Here is a 17,588-nt window from a genome sequence, read left to right on the forward strand (position 1 = left end):
AAATGCGAACTGCGGGCCCGAGCGTTCTCGGACCCGCAGTTATGGGAGGTCGGGGCGGTGTGAAAGGTGACGCCCCGTCAAAAAATCGTGATACCCGTCGACAGCCGTCAGTAGGCGTAACCCATGCGGCGCGAGAGATCCTGTGCCGCGGCCATCGTGCGCTTGGCGACCTCGTGCAGCCGCTCCTCCTCCAGCCGGTAGGACGGCCCCGAGACGCTGATCGCGCCGATGACCTTGCCGTCGTGCGCCCGGACCGGCGCCGCCACCGCGTGCAGCCCGATCTCCAACTCGTCCCGTGCCACCGCGAAACCCGTCTTGAGCACCGCCTTCAGATCGGACCGCAGCTCGGCGGGCGAGACCAGGGTGTGCTCCGTCAGCCGTGGCAGCTTCCGCGACAGCACGCTCTCCTGCACCGACTTGGGCTGGTGCGCCAGCAGCGCCTTGCCGCTGGAGGTGGCGTGCAGCGGAGTGCGTCTTCCCAGCCAATTCTGCGCGGTGACCGACGAGGCGCCGCGCGCCTGCATGATGTTGACCGCCGCGTCGTCGTCCAGCACCGCGATGTTCGCGGTCTCCCCGACCTCCTCGGCCAGCTCCCGGCACACCGGGGCGCCCTCCTGGGAGATGTCCAGCCGGGAGGCCGCCGCGCCCGCCAGCCTCAGCACCCCGGGGCCCAGGTAGTACTTGCCGCGGTCCTGCTCCTGGGAGACCAGGCCCCTGGCCTCCAGCACGCCCAGCAGCCGGAACGCCGTGGACTTGTGCACGCCCAGCTCCTCGGCGATCTCCGTCACCCCGGCGTCCCCGTGCCGGGCGAGGATCTCCAGCACGCTCACCGCGCGGTCGACCGACTGGACCGACGCAGCCGCACCTCTGGACTGCCGTCCCGACCCTGTGTCCTCCGCCTTTTCGCTCATTTGCTCAACGTCACCGCCTGGTGGCCTGGTTGTGGTTCCCGGTGGCTCGGACGCGGCCGCGCCCCGCCCTCCCCGGAGTCTGACCGGAGTCCGTCGGTGAGTGCTTGACGTGAAGCCTCCCCGCTTGGATTCTGTTGCGCATCACGCTCCATCGTGCGCGATACGGAACTCGGATAGTAGCGAAGTGCTTCCCCGCATCTCCCCGGCCGTGCGTGCCGGGGTACGCCAACCCTGCCTACTCGAACGTGCCCGCGAGGTGAATCACAGTGATCCCCGTCTGCCGCCTTGAGGACCTGCCCGCAGGCGAGTCCGTCCGTCTCGACCTCGAACCTCCCATCGCCGTCTTCAACGCCGACGGTGAGCTGTACGCCATCGACGACACCTGCACCCACCAGGACGCGTCCCTGTCGGAAGGCTGGCTCGAGGGCTGTCTGGTCGAATGCCCGCTGCACGCGGCTTCATTCGACCTGCGCACCGGCCGCCCCACCTGCCTCCCCGCTCGCAAGGCGGTGCGCACCCACCCGGTGAGTGTGCTCGACGGCACCGTGTGGGTACACGTCGAGTCCGACGCCGCCGCGGCACAGACCTCACGAACCGCCGCCGGACAAGGGAGCGCCGCATGAGGACCATCGCCGTGATCGGGGCCTCCCTCGCCGGACTCCACACCGCCCTCGCGCTGCGCTCGCAGGGCTACGACGGCAGGCTGGTGATCGTAGGGGAGGAACGCCATCGCCCCTACGACCGCCCTCCCCTCTCCAAGGAGTTCCTGACCGGGGCCATGACCGCCGAACGGCTCGCCCTGGCGGACGCGGAGGAGATCGCCGGACTCGACGCCGACTGGCTGCTGGGCACCCGCGCCGAGGGCCTCGACCCGCCCTCCCGCACCCTCACGCTCTCCGGCGGCCGCACACTGAGGGCCGACGGCATGGTGGTGGCCACCGGCGCCGTGCCCCGCGCCCTGCCCGGCGAGCCGCTGGAGGGCGTGCACACCCTGCGCACCCTCGACGACGCGGCGGCGCTCCGCGAGGAGCTGAGCCGGGGACAGGTGCGGGTCGTGGTCATCGGCGCCGGCTTCATCGGCGCCGAAGTGGCCTCCTCCTGCGCCACTCTCGGCCACAACGTCACCGTCGTCGAGGCGGCCGGACAGCCGCTGCTGCCGCAACTCGGCGCCGAGATGGCCGCGTTCTGCGCCGACCTGCACACCGACCACGGCGTCACCCTGCACACCGGCACCGGAGTGCGCGCCCTGCACCCGGAGGGCCCGCGCGGCCCGGACGGTCCGCCCGGCGCCCGGGGCGGAGCCGAGGCGGCCGGGCCCGGCTCCGGGGCGGGGGAGCGGCGCAGGGTCGGCTGGGTCGAGCTGGCCGACGGCCGGTTCCTGCCCGCCGACGTGGTGGTCGCCGGCATCGGCGTACGCCCCGCCACCGACTGGCTGGAGGGCAGCGGCATCCCGCTGGACGACGGTGTCGTCTGCGACGCGGGCGGCCTGACGGCGAACCCCGCCGTGGCGGCCGTCGGCGACGTGGCCCGCAGCGCGGGACACCGGGCCGAGCACTGGACCAGCGCCATGGAGACCGGCGCGGTCGCGGCCCGCAACCTGCTGGCCGGCGCGACGGTGGAGACCTACCGGGCGCTGCCCTACTTCTGGTCCGACCAGTACGGCGTCCGCATCCAGCTGGCCGGACGCCGCCGCGCGTCCGACACCGTGCGGGTGGTGGAGGGCTCGCCCGAGGACCGCAGCTTCCTCGCCGTCTACGAACGCGACGGCACCACCACCGCCGTCCTGGCCGCCAACCGCCCCCGCTCCTTCACGCGGGCCCGCCGCGAACTCGCCCGCGCCGGAGGGCTCGCGGCGGTGTGAGGCGGTGGGCGAAGGCGCGGCGGAATGGCGACGCGCGCCTCCGGGCGGGGGCACCCGCGCCCCCGCCCGGACGTGCTCAGTTGCCCGCCTGCGCCGGCTGCTTCTCGCTCGGCCGGACGATGACGAAACCCTCCCCGTCCAGCCTCAGCTGCACGGCCTCGCCCGAACCGCCGCGGATCATCGACCCGAAGCTCTGCGAACGGTGCAGCGAGGTCTGCAACTGGGCGCTCCAGCCGACCACCGCGTCCGTGTCGACGAACACCGGTGCCTGCGGCGACACCGGAATCACGATCGGCGTGCCCTCGCAGATCACGGCGAGCCGCCCCTGACCCGAGAAGACGCTGTTGAACAGCCCCCCGCCGGCCATCCCCGCACCCTTGACAATGCCGATCTCGTAGTGCAGCCCGGCGTCGAAGACCAGCACGTTCCGGCCATTGACGGTGAGCGAGTCGCCGGGCGCTATGTCGATGAGGAAGCAGTTCTCCGCCTCGTGCGCGAACCACGCCTCCCCCTGCCCGCTGACGGACATCAGCGCCAGGCCCTCCCCCGTGACCTGGCGCTTGAGGAAGTTGCCGACCCCCTGCCCCTTCTTCTCGAACTTGAGGTTCCCCCGGAAGGCCACCATCGAGCCCTGCCGCGCGTAGCACTCGCCGTTCACCGTGTACTTCACGCACTTGTCGTTCTGCAGCTCCATCCCCGGTGCCGTGGGCGGCTGCGCCATGTTCTTCGAAGCGAAGAGATCACTCTGCATGGCAGCAATTGTCCCCGGAAGCCCCCCTTCGGGAAGGCCGCCCCGTCCGAAGAGGCGGAACCCCGCCCGGCCCCGTCACGGAGAGGAGATACGCTCCTCACTCTCAGGTGAAGCGCGGGACGGAAGGGACACCGGTGGTCCCCTCCCGCACCCGGCGGCCCCCCGGCGGCGCGGCCGGCACCGGGGAAACGGCGGACCACCCAGGAAGGAGCGGGAGCGGATGACGACTGAGGGCGCGGACCCCCTGCGGATCGGTCAGGAGCTCGACCGGGCGGTGGTCACCGTGGACCCCGCCCTCCCGCGGCTGGTGCACGAAGGGGTCGAGCGGACCGCCGGCAGGCCGCTGGGGACCGGGGAGGGGCCCCGGGTCCACGTGGGGCCCGCCGTCCCCGGACTCGGCGACGGGGAGCGGCTGCTGTGGGTGCACAGCACCACCGCCGGAGTCGACGCGCTCCTCAAGGCGCACACCCCCTGGCCGCGCGAGGTACTGCTGACCCGCACGGTCGGACGGATGGGGGAGAGGATCGGTCAGTACGTCCTGGCCTGGGCGCTGGCCGAACTCCAGGACGTACCCGGCTTCCTGCGCCAGCAGGTCTCCCGCACCTGGAACCGGCTGGAGACCGAACTGGCCGACGGCACCCTCGCCGTCGTCTTCGGCACCGGCCGCATCGGCTCGGGCATCGCCGCCGCCCTCCAGCAGTGCGGCGTCCGCACGGTCGGGGTCGCGCGGAGTCCCCGTCAGGCACCGGGGTTCGACGGCGTCGTCCCGCTCGGCGCCCCGGCCGGGGCCGACAGCCCCGGCATCCCCTCGGCCGAACTGGCCGGGGTACTGGGCGAGGCGAGATGGGTCGTCAACGCGCTGCCGCTCACCGCGGAGACGGCCGGACTCTTCGGGGCCGAGCTGTTCGCGGCGATGGACGGGCCCACCTTCTTCAACGTCGGCCGGGGCGAGACGGTCAGGACCGAAGCGCTCGCGCGGGCGCTGGAGGCCGGCCGGGTGGGCCGGGCCGTCCTCGACGTCCTGCCCGAGGAACCCGCCCCCGCCACCTCACCCGCATGGGACCTCCCGCGCACCACCCTCACCTCCCACTCGGCCGGACCGACGACCCACGCCGACGTCACGGCCGACTTCCGCGCCGCCTGGGAGGCGCTGCGCGCGGGCGAGTTCCCCGCGCTGACCGTGCGGGTGACGGCCGGGTACTGACGCCCGCGGCCGCTGGACGAGGGACGAGGGGCGGGGCCGAGGAACCGGCGGGAGCCGGTGGGGAGGGCCGCGCCCTGACGAAAGTAAGGAGAGCTGCCGGCTTTCGTCGATGCCACGGCCCCCGCCCCCGTTCCTAGGCTCGCCGCATGATCCACACCGCACGCGGAGCGGCAGCCGCACTGCTCGCTCTCCTTCTGTCCACCCCGGCGCTCGGGGCCTGTTCCACCGGCGCCTTCGACCACCCGGCGGGCGGCACCGCCTCCCCGGCCGCCGCTTCCGCCGCTTCCTCCCAGCACAAGAGGCTCTCCCTGCCCCGCCCCACCGGCTCGTACGCGACGGGGAGGGACACGCTCCAGCTGACCGACAGGACACGCCGCGACCCCTGGGTGCCCTCCGCCGGACCACGGCGGCTGATGGTGTCGCTCTTCTACCCCGCCCGGAAGGGGGACGGGGAGGGGGAGGGAGGGCGCGGCCGGTACATGTCGGCCGAGGAGGCCGGGCTGCTGCTGAAGGAGCGGAAACTCGGCGCGTACTTCACGGCCGGACAGGTCGCCTCGACCCGGACCCACGCCCGCACCGGCGCCCGGCCCGCCCGGGGACGGCACCCCCTCGTCCTCCTCTCCCCGGGCTTCACACTGCACCGCGCCACCCTCACCGGGCTCGCGGAGGAACTCGCCTCGCACGGCTACGTGGTGGCACTGGTGGACCACGCCTACGAGTCGTCCGGCACCACCTTCCCCGGCGGGGGCGGCGCGAAGACGCTCCCCTGCGTCGCCTGCGAGACGGTGGAGAAGGAGCCCGACGACGCGGCCGAGAAGAAGCGGCTCGCCCGGGCCGCCCGCGACCGCGCCGCCGACCTCTCCGTCGTCGTCGACGAGCTGACCGGCCGGCGGAAGGGGGACCGGCCGTCCGGGCACGACTGGTCCGCGCTCGTCGATCCGCGCCGCATCGGCGCGGCGGGCCACTCCCTCGGCGGCAACGCGGCCGCGGTGGCGGCCGGCGAGGACCACCGGATCCGTGCCGCCGCGAACCTGGACGGCTCCTTCTTCGCGCCCGTGCCCCGCGCGGGCAGCACGCGCCCCGTGCTCATGCTCGGCACCCGCAAGAGCCACACCCCGCAGGCGCAGGACGCCACCTGGCCGCGCCAGTGGATGCGGCTCCACGGCTGGAAGCGCTGGCTGACGGTGAAGGACGCCGGGCACTTCTCCTTCACCGACCTGCCCGTCCTCGGCGACCGGATCGGAGTGAGCGACCCCTCGGCACCGCTGTCCGGCAAGCGGAGCGGCCAGATCACCACCCGGTATGTCACCGCCTTCTTCGACCAGCAACTCAGCGGCCGGCACCGTGAGCTGCTGGAGGGCCCCACCGAGGAGAACCCGGAGGTCGCCTTCCACAACGGCGGCCGGCCCTGAGGAGGGGGACGGGCGGGGGACGGCACCGGCACCGGCGGGTCAGGTTGCCAGTCGCTGGATGCGGCGGGCGAGGCGGGCGTGTTCGGTGAGCATCTCGCGGCCGCCGGGGAGGGTGAGGGCGCCGTCCTCGACGAGGGGGCGGCCCTGGACGAGGGTGTGGCGGGGGCGTACGGGGCCGCAGCGGAGCCAGGCTTCGACCAGGTCGGTGTGGGCGCCGGCGAAGGCGAACTCGTCCAGTTCCCACACCACCAGGTCGGCGGGGGCACCGGGCCGCAGGCTGCCCAGTCCGTCCTCCCGGCCCAGGCAGGCGGCGGCGTCGACGGTGGCCGCGCGCAGGATGTCGCGGGCCGTCGTCGCCGCCGGGCCGCCGCGCTCCCGGGCGGCGGCCAGCGCGGTGCGGGCCTCCAGCCACAGCGAGGCGTGGTCGGTGGAGGCCGAACCGTCGCAGCCCAGCCCGACGGTGACCCCCGCCTCCCGCAGCGCGGGCAGGCTCGCCGCCCCGGCGCCCAGCATCATCGTCGAGCCGGGGCAGTGGGCGACGGCGGTGCCCCACCGGCCCAGCCGCTCCCGCTCCTCGGGCCCGGTGAAGATGAAGTGCGCGACCCACGTCCGCGCGGTGCCCCAGCCGACGTGTTCGAACTGGTCCACCGGGCGGCGGCCGAACGTCTCCAGGCAGTACTCCTCCTCGCCCCGCGACTCGGCCAGGTGGGTGTGCAGCCGTACGTCGAGGCGCTCGGCGAGCCGGGCGGTCTCCACCATCAGCCGCTCGGAGACGCCGGCCTGGGTGGCGGGTGCCAGCGCGAGACGGAGCATCGACCCGGGCGCCGGATCGTGGTAGGAGCGCACCAGGCGCTCGCTGTCGGCGAGGATCTCCTCGACGCTCTGGGTGACCTCCACGGGGGCCGGGCCGCCGTCCCGTTCCGAGAGGTCGAGGGCGCCCCGCGTCGGGTGGAACCGCAGCCCGACCTCGCGGGCCGCGCGGATCTGCGCGTCCACGAGGCGGGGCCTCGGGTGGATGTGGAGCATGTCCGCGGTGGTGGTGCAGCCGCCCAGGGCCAGCTCGGCCAGGCCGACCCAGGTGGAGACCTCGACGGCCTCCTCGTCCAGCGCCGCCCACAGGGGGAAGAGGGTCCGCAGCCAGTCGAACAGCTCGTAGCGGGTCGCGGGCGCGTAGGAGCGGGTGAGGTTCTGGAAGATGTGGTGGTGGGTGTTGACCAGTCCGGGGGTCACCAGCGCGCCCCGCGCGGAGAGGGTGCGGGCCGCCGCCGGTTCGCTTCCCGGGGGGCCCACACCCGCGACGGTGCCGCCGGAGAGGGCGACCCAGCCGCCGGAGATCTCGTCCCCGTCCATCGTGACGACCAGCTCGGCGTCCCGGATGAGTGTGTCGGTCTGCTGCACGGACAGCTCCTCGGTCGGTCTGTATCGGTACCTGGGGGATCGGCGCGTCGGTATGTCGGTACGTCGGTACGGGGCAAAGCTGGCACGCCGGCGCGGGGCCGGGGGCTGATGCGCGCCCCGGTTCATCCGCACAGGTGCCCCGAGGCGTGCCGGGCCGCGCCGGTGGGAACTCGCGAACGGCCTAAGGCCGGACCCCGGCGCCGAGCGAGACGGAGAGGCACCTCATGCACTGCTACGACTGCTACACGGACGGCACCGAGAGCACGGCCGTGGCCGTCTGCGTGGAGTGCGGGGCGGGCGCGTGCCCGCACCACCTGCGCAGCGAACCCGAACCGGTACGCCGCTCCAGCGCGACCGGACGGGTCTGGTCACCGCGGGACGCGCGCCGGATGGTGTGCCGGGTCTGCCACGAGTCGCTGAAGCAGAGCAGCGGATGAACGGCCACTGACGTCCGAGTCCGACGCCCCCTTCACGCACCCTCGCCTCCGGGGGCGGACTCCGCTCATCCACGTCCGGGGACGGCTCCCGCACATCGCCGGAGCGGACCTCGCATCTCCCCGGAGCCGCGCCCTCGCGCGCCCCGTTGCGGCGGCTCAGCGCCGTACCGCCCGCCCCACCACGACCGCTCCGGCAGCCGCCGCGGCGGTGCCGAGGGCGGCGAGCAGACCGTGGTGGTGGGAGGCCCACAGCTGGTAGCAGCGGTCGGACGCCTCGTCGTCGAACTCGCCGTGCGCGCCGTAGTCGTGGTGCTGGTCCGCCGGCTTCCACAGGTTGTCGGGCTGGGCGGGGGAGCGCGCGTAGTCGGTCTGCTGCCCCTGGAACCCGGTTCTGGCCAGATAGCGGTCCAGCAGCCCGGGTGCGAACTTGTCGCCGAGCAGGGTGGCCACGGTCGAGCCGCCCACCCAGTACTCGCGGCGCCCGGGGTGGTCGGCCGCGTACAGGACGCCACGGGCCGCGACCCGCGGCTGGTAGACGGGCGCGACCGGACGCGGATTGCGCGGCAGCCGCGAGCGGACCCAGGTGAACTGCGGGGTGTTGAGGCCCGGCAGCTGCACCATCGTCACCCGCACGCCGCTCTTCTTGTGCAGCAGCTCGCAGCGCAGCGACTCGTGGAACCCCTGGATGGCGTGCTTGGCCGCGCAGTACGCCGCCTGGAGGGGGATACCGCGGTAGGCGAGCGCCGAGCCGACCTGGACGATGGTGCCGGCGTCGCGCGTCTCCATCCTGCGCAGTGCCGCGAGCGTTCCGTATACGAAGCCGAGGTAGGTCACCTCGGTGGCCCGCCGGAACTCCTCCGCGCGCACGTCGGTGACCGGGGCGAACACGGTGGAGAACGCCACGTTCACCCACACCGCGATGGGGCCCAGCTCCCGTTCGATCCGGTCGGCCGCCGCCTCCACGGCCGTGTGGTCGCTGACGTCGACGGGCAGCGGCAGCGCGGTGCCGCCCGCCTCCCGTACGTCCTCGGCGGCGCGGGCCAGGCCCTCCTCGCCGCGCGCGAGCAGGGCGACGGCGGCGCCCCGCGCCCCGAAGGCGCGGGCCGTCTCCCGGCCCACACCGCCGCTGGCGCCGGTCACCACGACGACCTGGCCGTCGCTTCCCGCACGTCCTGACTGCCGTCGTCGGCTCATCGGCACACCTCCGCTGTCGGTACGGGCGCTGTCGGTACGGGCGCTCTCCCCGGGACGGCCACCGGTCCGGGCCGCGAGGCCCCTCCCGGCGCGTCGTCCCGCCCGCCTGACGTTCCGAGGTGGCCGGGTACCCGGCCACCGGCCCTGCTCACGCGACCGCGCGCTCTCCCCGGCCTCCTCGGCGGCACTCGCCCACCGGTCCGGCCGCACCCGCGGCCGGTCCACGGCACCCGCCGGCCCCCGGTCACGGGCCCAGCAGGGAGAACAGGCCGCCATCCGGGTCGCGGACCGTGGCATAGCGGCCGTGGGACGCGTGCTGGACCGGCGAGACCACCGTGCCGCCCGTCTTCTCGACGGCGGCCAGCGCCGCGTCGATGTCGGCCGCGCGGAAGTACACCTCCCACCGGGTGCGCCGCTGCGGGTCGGGTGCCGCCTCCACGCCGCCGCCGCGCAGCCCGGCGACCGTCTCGCCGTCCACCAGGATGTGGACCTCGTCCTGCTGCTCCTCGTAGCTGACGCCGTGGCTGGGGTTCTTCGTCCAGTCGAACACCTCGCCGTAGAAGAGCGCCGCCGCGAAGGCGTCGCCGGTGTGCAGTTCGAGCCAGGCGGGCGCGTGTCCGGCACCCACCTCCCAGCCCCGCGGCAGCTCGCCCTGCCACAGGCCGAAGGCCGCTCCCTGGGGGTCGGCTGCCATCGCGGCGCGGCCCTCGCCCACCCGGAGCGGGCCGACGGCGACCGTGGCGCCGCGTTCGCGGATGCGTTCGCATGCCAGGTCGGCGTCGTCGGCGGAGAAGAAGACGGTCCAGCGCACGGGCAGCTGCCAGGAGACGGCGGCTTCGTTGAAGCCCGCCACCGGCTCGCCGTCCCTGGTGGCCGTGCGGAATCCGGGGCCGAGGGAGCTGTCCGTGAAGGACCACCCCAGCACGGCGCCGTAGAACTCCTCGGTGGTCCGCCGGTCGCGGACGGTGAGGCTGACCCAGCATGGCACCCCGGGTACGGAATCCATCACGTCGCCTCAAGCCTCCTGATGTTCCTCTCTCGCGGACCGTTTCGGGTTCTGGGTTCCGGGTGTTTCCTGTCTTTGCATGCCTTTTCGCGTCTTTCCACGCCCTTTCCCACGCGCCGTGGTGCCCCTCGCCCGCCGAGAGGAAACAAGGAGAGGAATGTACGTTTTTGTGAGGTTTGCTCCATTCGTGCCGGGGTACTGGGCGGAGTGCGCCCACCCCGTGGCCGAGCCGCGGGGGCGGGCGCTGTATGCCCGCAACCGTCGTGCGCCGGCAGCCGCTGCCGCGCGCCCCCTGGAGGAAACCGCCATGATCGCCCACCCGGACACCCTGCGAGAGCTGCTCACGCGCTACGAGACCCTCCGCGCCCGCCCCGGCCACCGCCAGGAGCTGGAGGACGTCTCGTACACGCTGTGCGTCTCCACGGCCACCCGTGACATCCGCGACGCCCTGCGCGCGGCACGGGACCACATCGCGGGGACTCAGGCGGCCTGAACCTCCGCGCCCCGCCCGCGCGCGGGGCGCCACGTCGCCACCAGGGCGGCCGCGAGCAGCAGTTCGGCGATGTCCCCGCCGTAGTACATGAGTTCCGCGCCCCCGCGGACCTCGGCCACGGGCGCGGGAACATCGACGAGGAAGCCCCCGTACAGCAGCTGCGCCAGCACGGCGTGGCCCGCGATCGCCACCCCCAGCAGCACCAGCCGGGCCGGGACACCGGGCCGGGCGGGCGCCGGATCCGGCCCCGCCACCACCCACGCGAACAGACAGCCCGACGCCAGGAAATGCGCGTGCAGCAGCCAGTGGCCCGCCGGGTGCGCCATGGCGGCGCCGTACAGCGGAGTGCGGTACAGCACCACGAGGGAACCGGTGCTCAGCAGGAGTGCGGTCAGCGGATGGGCGAGGACGCGCACGGCGCGGGTCCGCAGCAGCGCGGTGAACGCCCGCGCCCCGGCCGTCGGCAGCGCACGCAGCAGCAGCGTGACCGGAGCGCCGAGCACCAGTGCGAGCGGAACGTACATCCCGATCAGCAGGTGCTGCGCCATGTGGCCCCGGAAATCGTGGTGGGCCCAGGGCGCCAGCGGCGGCAGCAGGGCCAGTGCCAGCAGCCCGCACCCGGTCAGGAAGCTCGCCGTCCGCACACCGCTCCACCCGCGCCCCGGGCCGCGCGGCCGGGCCCCGGACCCGGTCCGGTACCGGGCCAGGGCCCGCACATGGACCCTGCGCACCAGCAGCAGATAGCCCAGCGCGGGCAGGACGCCGACCAGCGCCGGCAGCACGCCCGGCAGCGCCCCGAGCGGCTCCGGGAACGCACCGCCGTCCCCGTGCCCGGCACCGGGGTGGGTTTCGTGTCCCGGGCTGGGATGCGCCAGGTGCTCCGGGGCTGGATGCGCCACGTGCTCCGGGCCAAGATGCGTGTCGTGCCCGGCGGCCGGGTGCGGCGTGTGCTCCGCGACGGGGTGCGCGGCGTGCGCCGCCGCGTCGGGGTGCGCTGCGGGGGCCGGGTGGGGACCGTGCCCCGCTTCGGAGTGTGCTGCGGGGGTCGGGTGCGGGTTGTGCCCGGGGTCCGGGCGGGTGGGGTGGCCGTTCACGCCGGGTGGCCCGACGCGGGCGCGTCCCGCGGTGCCGCGCCCGGGTCGCGTACCCGGCCGCCCCGCTGGAGCAGCCACCCGCCGCCGAGCAGCAGGGCGCCCAGCACCAGGAAGGCGGCGTCCCACCACGCCTGGTACGGCCCGCCGTGCACATGGTGAATGCCGAGGATCTGGTGGTCGAGCAGGCCCTCGATCAGGTTGAAGACGCCCCATCCGGCGACGATCCAGCCCCACAGCACCCGGGAGGTCCACACCCGGCGGCGGCCGTGCGTGACCCGCGCGTACAGGACGGCCAGCCCCAGCAGCACCGCGAGCCAGCACACCGTGTGGAAGACGCCGTCCCACACGGTGTTCATCTCCAGCCCGGAGACCGTGTTCGGCGAGTAGTACTTCACCCCGACGCGGTCGTCGTTCGTGCTGGTCAGCATGTGGTGCCACTGGAGGAGCTGGTGCAGCAGGATGCCGTCGACGAACCCGCCGAGCCCCACCCCCAGCACGATCCCCGGCAGCCGGAGGCTCCGCGGCGCGGGACCCGCCGCGGCCTGACCTGTCGTGGCCATCACTCGTCTCCGTTCCCCGGCCGCCGCCGTCCCCGGCCCGCTGCCGTCGTGTCCGGCGGGCCCGGCCGCCACGGGGTTCCCGCTCCCGGCCGCGTCAGTCACCCGAGGGGCGGTTTTCCGCCGACCGGCCCAGCGTTTCGCCCCCGCGCCACGGGGAACCCCGGGGCCCACGTGAGGAGAACGCACGCGAGAGGGGCGGCCCCCGAGGGCGGTCGCCGGCAGCGAGCGAGGTGAGGCGCAGTGCCGGAGCCCGGCAGCAAGAGCTACGACAAGCACCGCGCACGGCGGCGCAAAGACTTGGAGAAGAGCGGCACGGCGGACGCCCAGGAGGCGAACGAGCAGGCCAAGCGGGACATCGAACGGGATCCGGAGTGGCGCCCCGGCGGCCCGCGCACCGAGCGAGGGCGGGGGCCGAAGGGCGAGCGGCCGGGCAACGAGTAGCCCGGCGGGCGGACGGGATCCGTCCCGTCCGGAGCCCGGTGTGGCCGGGGTGACGCGTCACCCCGGCCCCACCGGGCTCTTCCGTCGCGGTGCTCTTTCGCCGCCACCGGGCTCAGCGTGTGGCCGGGTCCGGGGCGGCGGTGCTGTCCGGCCGTCCGCCCGGCGTGTCCACCCGGCTACTCCGCCGGCTCGGGCAGCGCATGTCCCGTGGTGACGTCCACGTGACCGGGGACCTCCTCGTGCCGGTCACCGACCGAGAGCGTCCCGGTGGGCTCGAACAGCAGGATCGCCGCGCCGGCCCCGGAGCGGGGCTTGTGCTCGACGCCGCGCGGGACGGTGAAGACGGCCCCGGCCGAAAGGGTGACCGTCCGCTCGCCGCTCTCCTCGCGCAGGGCGATCGCCAGTTCTCCGTCCAGGACGAGGAAGAACTCGTCGGTGTCCTCGTGCACGTGCCACACGTGCTCGCCCCGGACCTTCGCCACGCGCGCGTCGTAGTCGTTGACGCGGGTGACGACGCGGGGGCTCCACAGGGCCTCGAAGGAGGCCAGGGCCTGGTGCAGATCGATGGGCTGGTTGCTCATGCGCCCATCCTCGGCCGTGGTGCCACGCCGGTGCGAGTGCTAGAAATCGCATATGCCGCACGATTCCTCGCAGGGCGCGACGACGGGCTTCCACCGCGTCGTCGTGCTCGTCGACGAGAACTCCAACCCCTTCGAACTGGGCTGCGCCACCGAGGTCTTCGGCCTGCGCAGGCCCGAGCTGGGCCGTGAGCTGTACGACTTCACCCTGTGCTCACCCGCGCCGCGCACCCTGATGCGGGACGGCTTCTTCACGCTGACCGGCGTCGCCGGGCTGGAGGAGACCGAGCGGGCGGACACACTGATCGTGCCCAACCGCCCCGACATCGAGGCCCCCCGGCGCCCCGCCGTGCTGGAGGCGATCCGCCGCGCGCACGCCCGGGGCACCCGCCTTCTGGGCTTCTGCAGCGGGGCGTTCACGCTCGCCGAGGCGGGGGTGCTCGGCGGGCGCCGGGCCACGGCGCACTGGCAGTGGGCGGATCTGTTCCGTGCCCGCTTCCCGGACGTCCACCTCGAACCCGACGTGCTGTTCGTCGACGACGGCGACATCCTCACCGCGGCCGGCAGCGCCGCCGCGCTCGACCTGGGACTGCACGTGGTGCGCCGCGACCACGGGGCCGAGGTGGCCAACGCGGTCAGCAGGCGGCTGGTCTTCGCCGCGCACCGGGACGGCGGGCAGCGCCAGTTCGTGGAGCGCCCGCTGCCGCCCGCGCCCGAGGAGTCCCTCGCCCCGCTGCTGGCGTGGGCGCAGGAGCGGCTGACCGAGCCGCTTACCGTGGCCGGTCTCGCCGCCCGGGCCGCCGTCAGTCCGGCGACGCTCCACCGCCGCTTCCGGGCCCAGCTCGGCACCACCCCGCTCGCCTGGCTGACCGGCGAACGGGTCGCGCTGGCCTGCCGGCTGATCGAACGCGGGGAGGAACGCCTGGACGTCGTCGCCCGCGACAGCGGCCTGGGCACCGCGGCCAACCTCCGCGCCCGGCTCCGCCGCGAGACCGGTCTGAGCCCGTCCGCGTACCGGCAGCGCTTCGGCCGCGTCAAGGTCCCCGAGGCCCCCGCGATGAGAGCCCGCCAGGACGACGACCCCGCCCGGCCCACCACCGCCCCGGCACCCGCCTGAGGCCCGGGGACCGGATACCGCGCGGGGGCGCCTTGGCGTACTCGGGCAGCGGACGCACCCGCAGCCGCACCGCGACGATGACGCCGAGCGGGGCCTCGTGAGCCCCCTCGGCACCAGTGCGACGCACACGCCACCGACAGGTGGTGGTCTGTGTCTGTGCCTGCCCAAGAACTACGGCGAAGCCGTAGGGAGTCCGCCAAGGACGGTCGTGCGGCAAGCAGATGAGAACGCAAGAGACGTTTCCGTCAAGAGTCAGCGGACTATTCCTTCTCCTCCGGCTCCGCGGCTCTGCGAGAGTGTCCCGGGAGAGCGACCGGCGAAGTCCGGTACGCGGCACCGGGTCCCACCCGGAGCACACCGGAGCGGGAGGACATCCGTGGGCGAGAACAAGCGGCGCATGCTGGCCGGGGACTGGTACGTGCCCGACGACGAGGAACTGGCGGCCGACACGCGGCGGCGCGCCGAACTGTGCGCGGCCTACAACGCGGCGGACGCGGCGGGGCCCGCGGAACGCCGGAAGATACTGGAGCAGTTGATCGGGGACCTGGGGGAGGACGTCACCATCCGGCCGCCCTTCCACTGCGACTTCGGCACCTACCTGTCGATCGGCGCCCACACCTTCGTCAACTTCGGCGCCGTCTTCCTGGACGCGGCGCCCCTCACCATCGGCCGCCATGTGCAGATCGGGCCGAACGTGCAACTCCTGACGCCCGCCCACGAGATGGACGCCGAGCGGCGGCGCGCCGGCTGGGAGAAGGCCGTCCCCGTCACCATCGGCGACAACGTGTGGCTCGGCGGCGGTGTCATCGTCTGCCCCGGGGTGACCATCGGCGCGGACACGGTCGTCGGCGCCGGCTCGGTGGTCACCAAGGACCTGCCCTCCGGCGTCCTGGCCGTCGGCAACCCGGCACGCGTCGTACGCGAGCTGTGAGGTGAACGGAACCGGCGCCCGGGATCAGGGGCGGCGCCAGGAGTCGTCCGGCAGGTGGGAGCCGGCCTGCGGGCCCATCCGCAGCATGCCGCCGTCCACCGCCCACGACGCGCCCGTCACGTACGAGGCGTCGTCCCCGGCCAGGAAGCCGATCACGGAGGCCACCTCGCGGGCGTCCCCGGGCCGCCGCAGCGGTACGCCGGGACGCTCGGCGGCGTGCACGTCGGCGTCCTCCTGGCCGGTCATCGGCGTGGCGATCTCGCCGGGCGCCACGGCGTTGACGCGGATGCCGTGCTCGGCCAGTTCCAGCGCCATGACCTGCGTGAGCAGCCCCAGCCCGCCCTTGGCCGCGCAGTAGGGCGCCGCACCGACCCGCGGCTGGTGCTCGTGCACGCTGGTGACGTTCACGATGGCGCCGCCGTCCCCCTGCCCGATCATGTGCCGGGCCGCGCGCTGGGAACACAAGAAGGCGCCCAGCAGACCCACCTCCAGGACCTCGCGCACCGTGGCGAAGTCCAGGTCCAGGAAGGGGGTCGCGGTGCCGGTGCCGGAATTGTTGACCAGCACGTCGATCCGCCCCAGCTCCCCGGCGAACGCGTCGACGACGCCGGCGGCGCCGGGCAGCCGGGTCAGGTCCAGGTGCTGGACCGAGGCGCGGCGGCCCGCTTCCCGCACCGCCGCGGCCGTCTCCTCGGCGCCCTCCCGGTCGGTGTGCCAGGTGACGCCGATGTCCATCCCGTCCCGGGCCAGCCGTACGGCGGTGGCCCGCCCGATCCCGGAGTCGGAACCGGTGACGACCGCGACCCGCTCCCGGGCCCCGCCCGGGGTGGTGGTCCGGCTGTCGGTGGCTGCCGTGGTCACCCGCGTCTCCCTCCGCATCGGGTCCTGCTCCGCGCCGCCGGGTGACCCGGGGCCGTGGTGCGTAAACGGGGACTTCGGGGTACGCCGGGCAGCCGAGTGCCCCGACCGGCGTACGCGCGCGTGCGAAACCGCGCGGATGTGCGACTCGTACGACCGGCGCGCATGCTGGAAGAAGCTCGTGTTGGCACCGCTGGAGTGAGGAGAACGCTATGCAGCACGACGAGTTCATCGGTCAGGTACAGGCGCGGGCTCACCTGCACAGTCGTGGTGCGGCGGAGGCCGGCACGCGCGCCACCCTGGAGACCCTGGCCGAGCGCATCCCGGCCCCGATGGCGGAGAAGCTCGCCGCGCAGCTGCCCACGGAACTGGGTGAGCACCTGCGCCGGGTCGAGTACGCGCCGGACGAGCCGAACACCGGCGTCCGGATGGACCGGCACGAGTTCTTCGACCGCGTGGCACGGCGCGCCAGGACAGACCCGCCCAAGGCCGTCCACGAGGCACGCACCGTCGTCGAACTGCTGGAGGAGGCCACCCAGGGGGCGGTCACCGAGCGGATCCGGCAGTCCCTGGACGAGGAGACGGCCTCCATCCTCTTCTCGGGCAGCACGGGCACCGCCGGCGGCTGAGGCACGCCGGCCGGTACGGCGCGAAGACGGTACAGCGCAGAAGACCGGTACAGCGCGAAGACGGTACAGCGCAGGAGAGACGACGGAAAGGCAGCGACACCGCATGAGCACCGCTCACACGACCGTCGAGGAGATCCTGTCCGCGCTCGACGACGTGGACTTCCCCGCCGACAAGGACACCCTGGTGCGGGCCGCGTCCGGCGCCTCCGACGAGGTCCGCGCCGCGCTCCGCGCCATCCCGCCCGAGGAGTACGCCAACCGGGAGGAAGTGGCCCGGTCCGTGCGGGTCGACCCCGACTCGGACCTGGACCGCAGCCCCGGCCAGCGCGCCGAGCAGGCGCGGCGGGGCGGCCGGCCCGGCCAGTCGCAGCACCTGCGGGAGGCGCCCAAGCCGCCGGTGGAGGAGGAACTCGACCGCTAGGCCGAGTCCGGCCGCCGGTTCCGGTCAGGGGCACCCGCTGACCGGAACACCGCCGAGGGCCCGGCCGGATCCTCCGGGCCGGCCCGGGAGCGGCCCGGCGGCAGGCGCCGCGGGAGCGACCCGGAAGGCACACACCGAAGGGAGGACCGTCATGGTGCGCAAGAAGGTGGAAGGCGACGAGGAACAGCGGCGGGCGGCGGCCCACAAGGCGCACCGCGCCGAGGAGGCGCCCAGCGCCCGCAGCGTGACCACGGGGGCGTCGAAGCAGCGCACGCACCGCGCGGGCCCCAGC

Annotated in this window: 20 protein-coding genes; 11 read left to right on the forward strand and 9 right to left on the reverse strand. The window is 74.2% G+C overall.

Features of this window, described 5'->3' with window-relative positions; genetic code table 11:
• Nucleotides 1-107 precede the first annotated feature (107 nt).
• Nucleotides 108-911, reverse strand: a complete 804-nt coding sequence (locus FM076_RS28385; RefSeq protein ID WP_173873715.1) for an IclR family transcriptional regulator — start codon at nt 909-911, stop codon at nt 108-110.
• 266 nt (nt 912-1,177) lie between these two features.
• Between FM076_RS28385 and FM076_RS28390 the strand changes: the two genes are divergently transcribed.
• Complete coding sequence (locus FM076_RS28390; RefSeq protein WP_173873716.1) at nt 1,178-1,534, forward strand: bifunctional 3-phenylpropionate/cinnamic acid dioxygenase ferredoxin subunit; 357 nt, start codon at nt 1,178-1,180, stop codon at nt 1,532-1,534.
• Nucleotides 1,531-2,772, forward strand: coding sequence for an NAD(P)/FAD-dependent oxidoreductase (locus tag FM076_RS28395; RefSeq protein WP_173873717.1), 1,242 nt, complete (start codon nt 1,531-1,533; stop codon nt 2,770-2,772). The genes FM076_RS28390 and FM076_RS28395 overlap by 4 nt, the downstream gene beginning before the upstream one ends.
• 76 nt (nt 2,773-2,848) lie before the next feature.
• On the opposite strand, the gene FM076_RS28400 is transcribed toward FM076_RS28395, so the two are convergent.
• Entirely contained in the window at nt 2,849-3,523 is a 675-nt protein-coding gene (locus FM076_RS28400; RefSeq protein WP_173873718.1) for an AIM24 family protein, read from the reverse strand.
• A gap of 220 nt (nt 3,524-3,743) precedes the next feature.
• On the opposite strand from FM076_RS28400, the gene FM076_RS28405 reads away from it, so the two are divergent.
• Nucleotides 3,744-4,727, forward strand: a complete 984-nt coding sequence (locus tag FM076_RS28405; RefSeq protein ID WP_173873719.1) for an NAD(P)-dependent oxidoreductase — start codon at nt 3,744-3,746, stop codon at nt 4,725-4,727.
• A 146-nt stretch (nt 4,728-4,873) separates the two neighbouring features.
• Nucleotides 4,874-6,139, forward strand: coding sequence for an alpha/beta hydrolase family protein (locus FM076_RS28410; protein WP_173873720.1), 1,266 nt, complete (start codon nt 4,874-4,876; stop codon nt 6,137-6,139).
• Nucleotides 6,140-6,178: 39 nt separating this feature from the next.
• Here the strand turns inward: FM076_RS28410 and FM076_RS28415 are convergent, their stop codons facing one another.
• Nucleotides 6,179-7,537, reverse strand: a complete 1,359-nt coding sequence (locus FM076_RS28415) for an amidohydrolase family protein (protein WP_345945287.1) — start codon at nt 7,535-7,537, stop codon at nt 6,179-6,181.
• Between the two features lie 224 nt (nt 7,538-7,761).
• Here FM076_RS28415 and FM076_RS28420 point away from each other — a divergent pair, with 224 nt between their 5' ends.
• Nucleotides 7,762-7,974 (forward strand): DUF2180 family protein, encoded by a 213-nt coding sequence (locus tag FM076_RS28420; RefSeq protein ID WP_173873721.1) that lies wholly within the window; start codon nt 7,762-7,764, stop codon nt 7,972-7,974.
• 156 nt (nt 7,975-8,130) lie between these two features.
• On the opposite strand, the gene FM076_RS28425 is transcribed toward FM076_RS28420, so the two are convergent.
• Nucleotides 8,131-9,168: an SDR family oxidoreductase gene (locus FM076_RS28425; RefSeq protein ID WP_173873722.1), complete on the reverse strand. Its 1,038-nt coding sequence runs from the start codon at nt 9,166-9,168 to the stop codon at nt 8,131-8,133.
• 244 nt (nt 9,169-9,412) lie between these two features.
• Nucleotides 9,413-10,174, reverse strand: coding sequence for a VOC family protein (locus FM076_RS28430; protein ID WP_173873723.1), 762 nt, complete (start codon nt 10,172-10,174; stop codon nt 9,413-9,415).
• 307 nt (nt 10,175-10,481) lie between these two features.
• Between FM076_RS28430 and FM076_RS28435 the strand changes: the two genes are divergently transcribed.
• Nucleotides 10,482-10,667, forward strand: coding sequence for a DUF5133 domain-containing protein (locus FM076_RS28435; protein ID WP_173873724.1), 186 nt, complete (start codon nt 10,482-10,484; stop codon nt 10,665-10,667).
• Here the strand turns inward: FM076_RS28435 and FM076_RS28440 are convergent.
• Together FM076_RS28440 and FM076_RS28445 are read right to left on the reverse strand one after the other, a co-directional pair.
• Entirely contained in the window at nt 10,655-11,458 is an 804-nt protein-coding gene (locus FM076_RS28440; protein ID WP_428815177.1) for a cytochrome c oxidase assembly protein, read from the reverse strand. The genes FM076_RS28435 and FM076_RS28440 overlap by 13 nt on opposite strands.
• 299 nt (nt 11,459-11,757) lie before the next feature.
• A complete protein-coding gene (locus FM076_RS28445; protein WP_173873725.1) occupies nt 11,758-12,321 on the reverse strand; it encodes a DUF2243 domain-containing protein in 564 nt (187 codons plus the stop codon).
• A gap of 240 nt (nt 12,322-12,561) precedes the next feature.
• Here FM076_RS28445 and FM076_RS28450 point away from each other — a divergent pair, with 240 nt between their 5' ends.
• The gene (locus FM076_RS28450) at nt 12,562-12,762 is read left to right on the forward strand and encodes a hypothetical protein (protein WP_173873726.1); all 201 of its coding nucleotides are present in this window, start codon (nt 12,562-12,564) and stop codon (nt 12,760-12,762) included.
• Between the two features lie 176 nt (nt 12,763-12,938).
• Here FM076_RS28450 and FM076_RS28455 read toward each other — a convergent pair whose 3' ends face one another.
• Entirely contained in the window at nt 12,939-13,343 is a 405-nt protein-coding gene (locus FM076_RS28455) for a cupin domain-containing protein (RefSeq protein ID WP_173873727.1), read from the reverse strand.
• Nucleotides 13,344-13,395: 52 nt separating this feature from the next.
• Between FM076_RS28455 and FM076_RS28460 the strand changes: the two genes are divergently transcribed.
• The gene (locus tag FM076_RS28460) at nt 13,396-14,457 is read left to right on the forward strand and encodes a helix-turn-helix domain-containing protein (RefSeq protein ID WP_243274661.1); all 1,062 of its coding nucleotides are present in this window, start codon (nt 13,396-13,398) and stop codon (nt 14,455-14,457) included.
• Nucleotides 14,458-14,833: 376 nt separating this feature from the next.
• Nucleotides 14,834-15,388 carry a sugar O-acetyltransferase gene (locus tag FM076_RS28465; protein ID WP_173873728.1) on the forward strand — a complete coding sequence of 185 codons (555 nt, stop codon included), beginning with the start codon at nt 14,834-14,836 and terminating at the stop codon, nt 15,386-15,388.
• A gap of 24 nt (nt 15,389-15,412) precedes the next feature.
• Here the strand turns inward: FM076_RS28465 and FM076_RS28470 are convergent, their stop codons facing one another.
• Nucleotides 15,413-16,249, reverse strand: coding sequence for an SDR family oxidoreductase (locus FM076_RS28470; RefSeq protein ID WP_428815082.1), 837 nt, complete (start codon nt 16,247-16,249; stop codon nt 15,413-15,415).
• Between the two features lie 209 nt (nt 16,250-16,458).
• On the opposite strand from FM076_RS28470, the gene FM076_RS28475 reads away from it, so the two are divergent.
• Together FM076_RS28475 and FM076_RS28480 are read left to right on the forward strand one after the other, a co-directional pair.
• Nucleotides 16,459-16,875, forward strand: a complete 417-nt coding sequence (locus tag FM076_RS28475; protein WP_173873730.1) for a DUF2267 domain-containing protein — start codon at nt 16,459-16,461, stop codon at nt 16,873-16,875.
• Nucleotides 16,876-16,978: 103 nt separating this feature from the next.
• Nucleotides 16,979-17,296 (forward strand): DUF2795 domain-containing protein, encoded by a 318-nt coding sequence (locus FM076_RS28480; protein ID WP_173873731.1) that lies wholly within the window; start codon nt 16,979-16,981, stop codon nt 17,294-17,296.
• Nucleotides 17,297-17,588 lie beyond the last annotated feature (292 nt).

The sequence above is a fragment of the Streptomyces albus subsp. chlorinus genome (genome assembly GCF_013302895.1).
Classification (GTDB): domain Bacteria; phylum Actinomycetota; class Actinomycetes; order Streptomycetales; family Streptomycetaceae; genus Streptomyces; species Streptomyces chlorinus.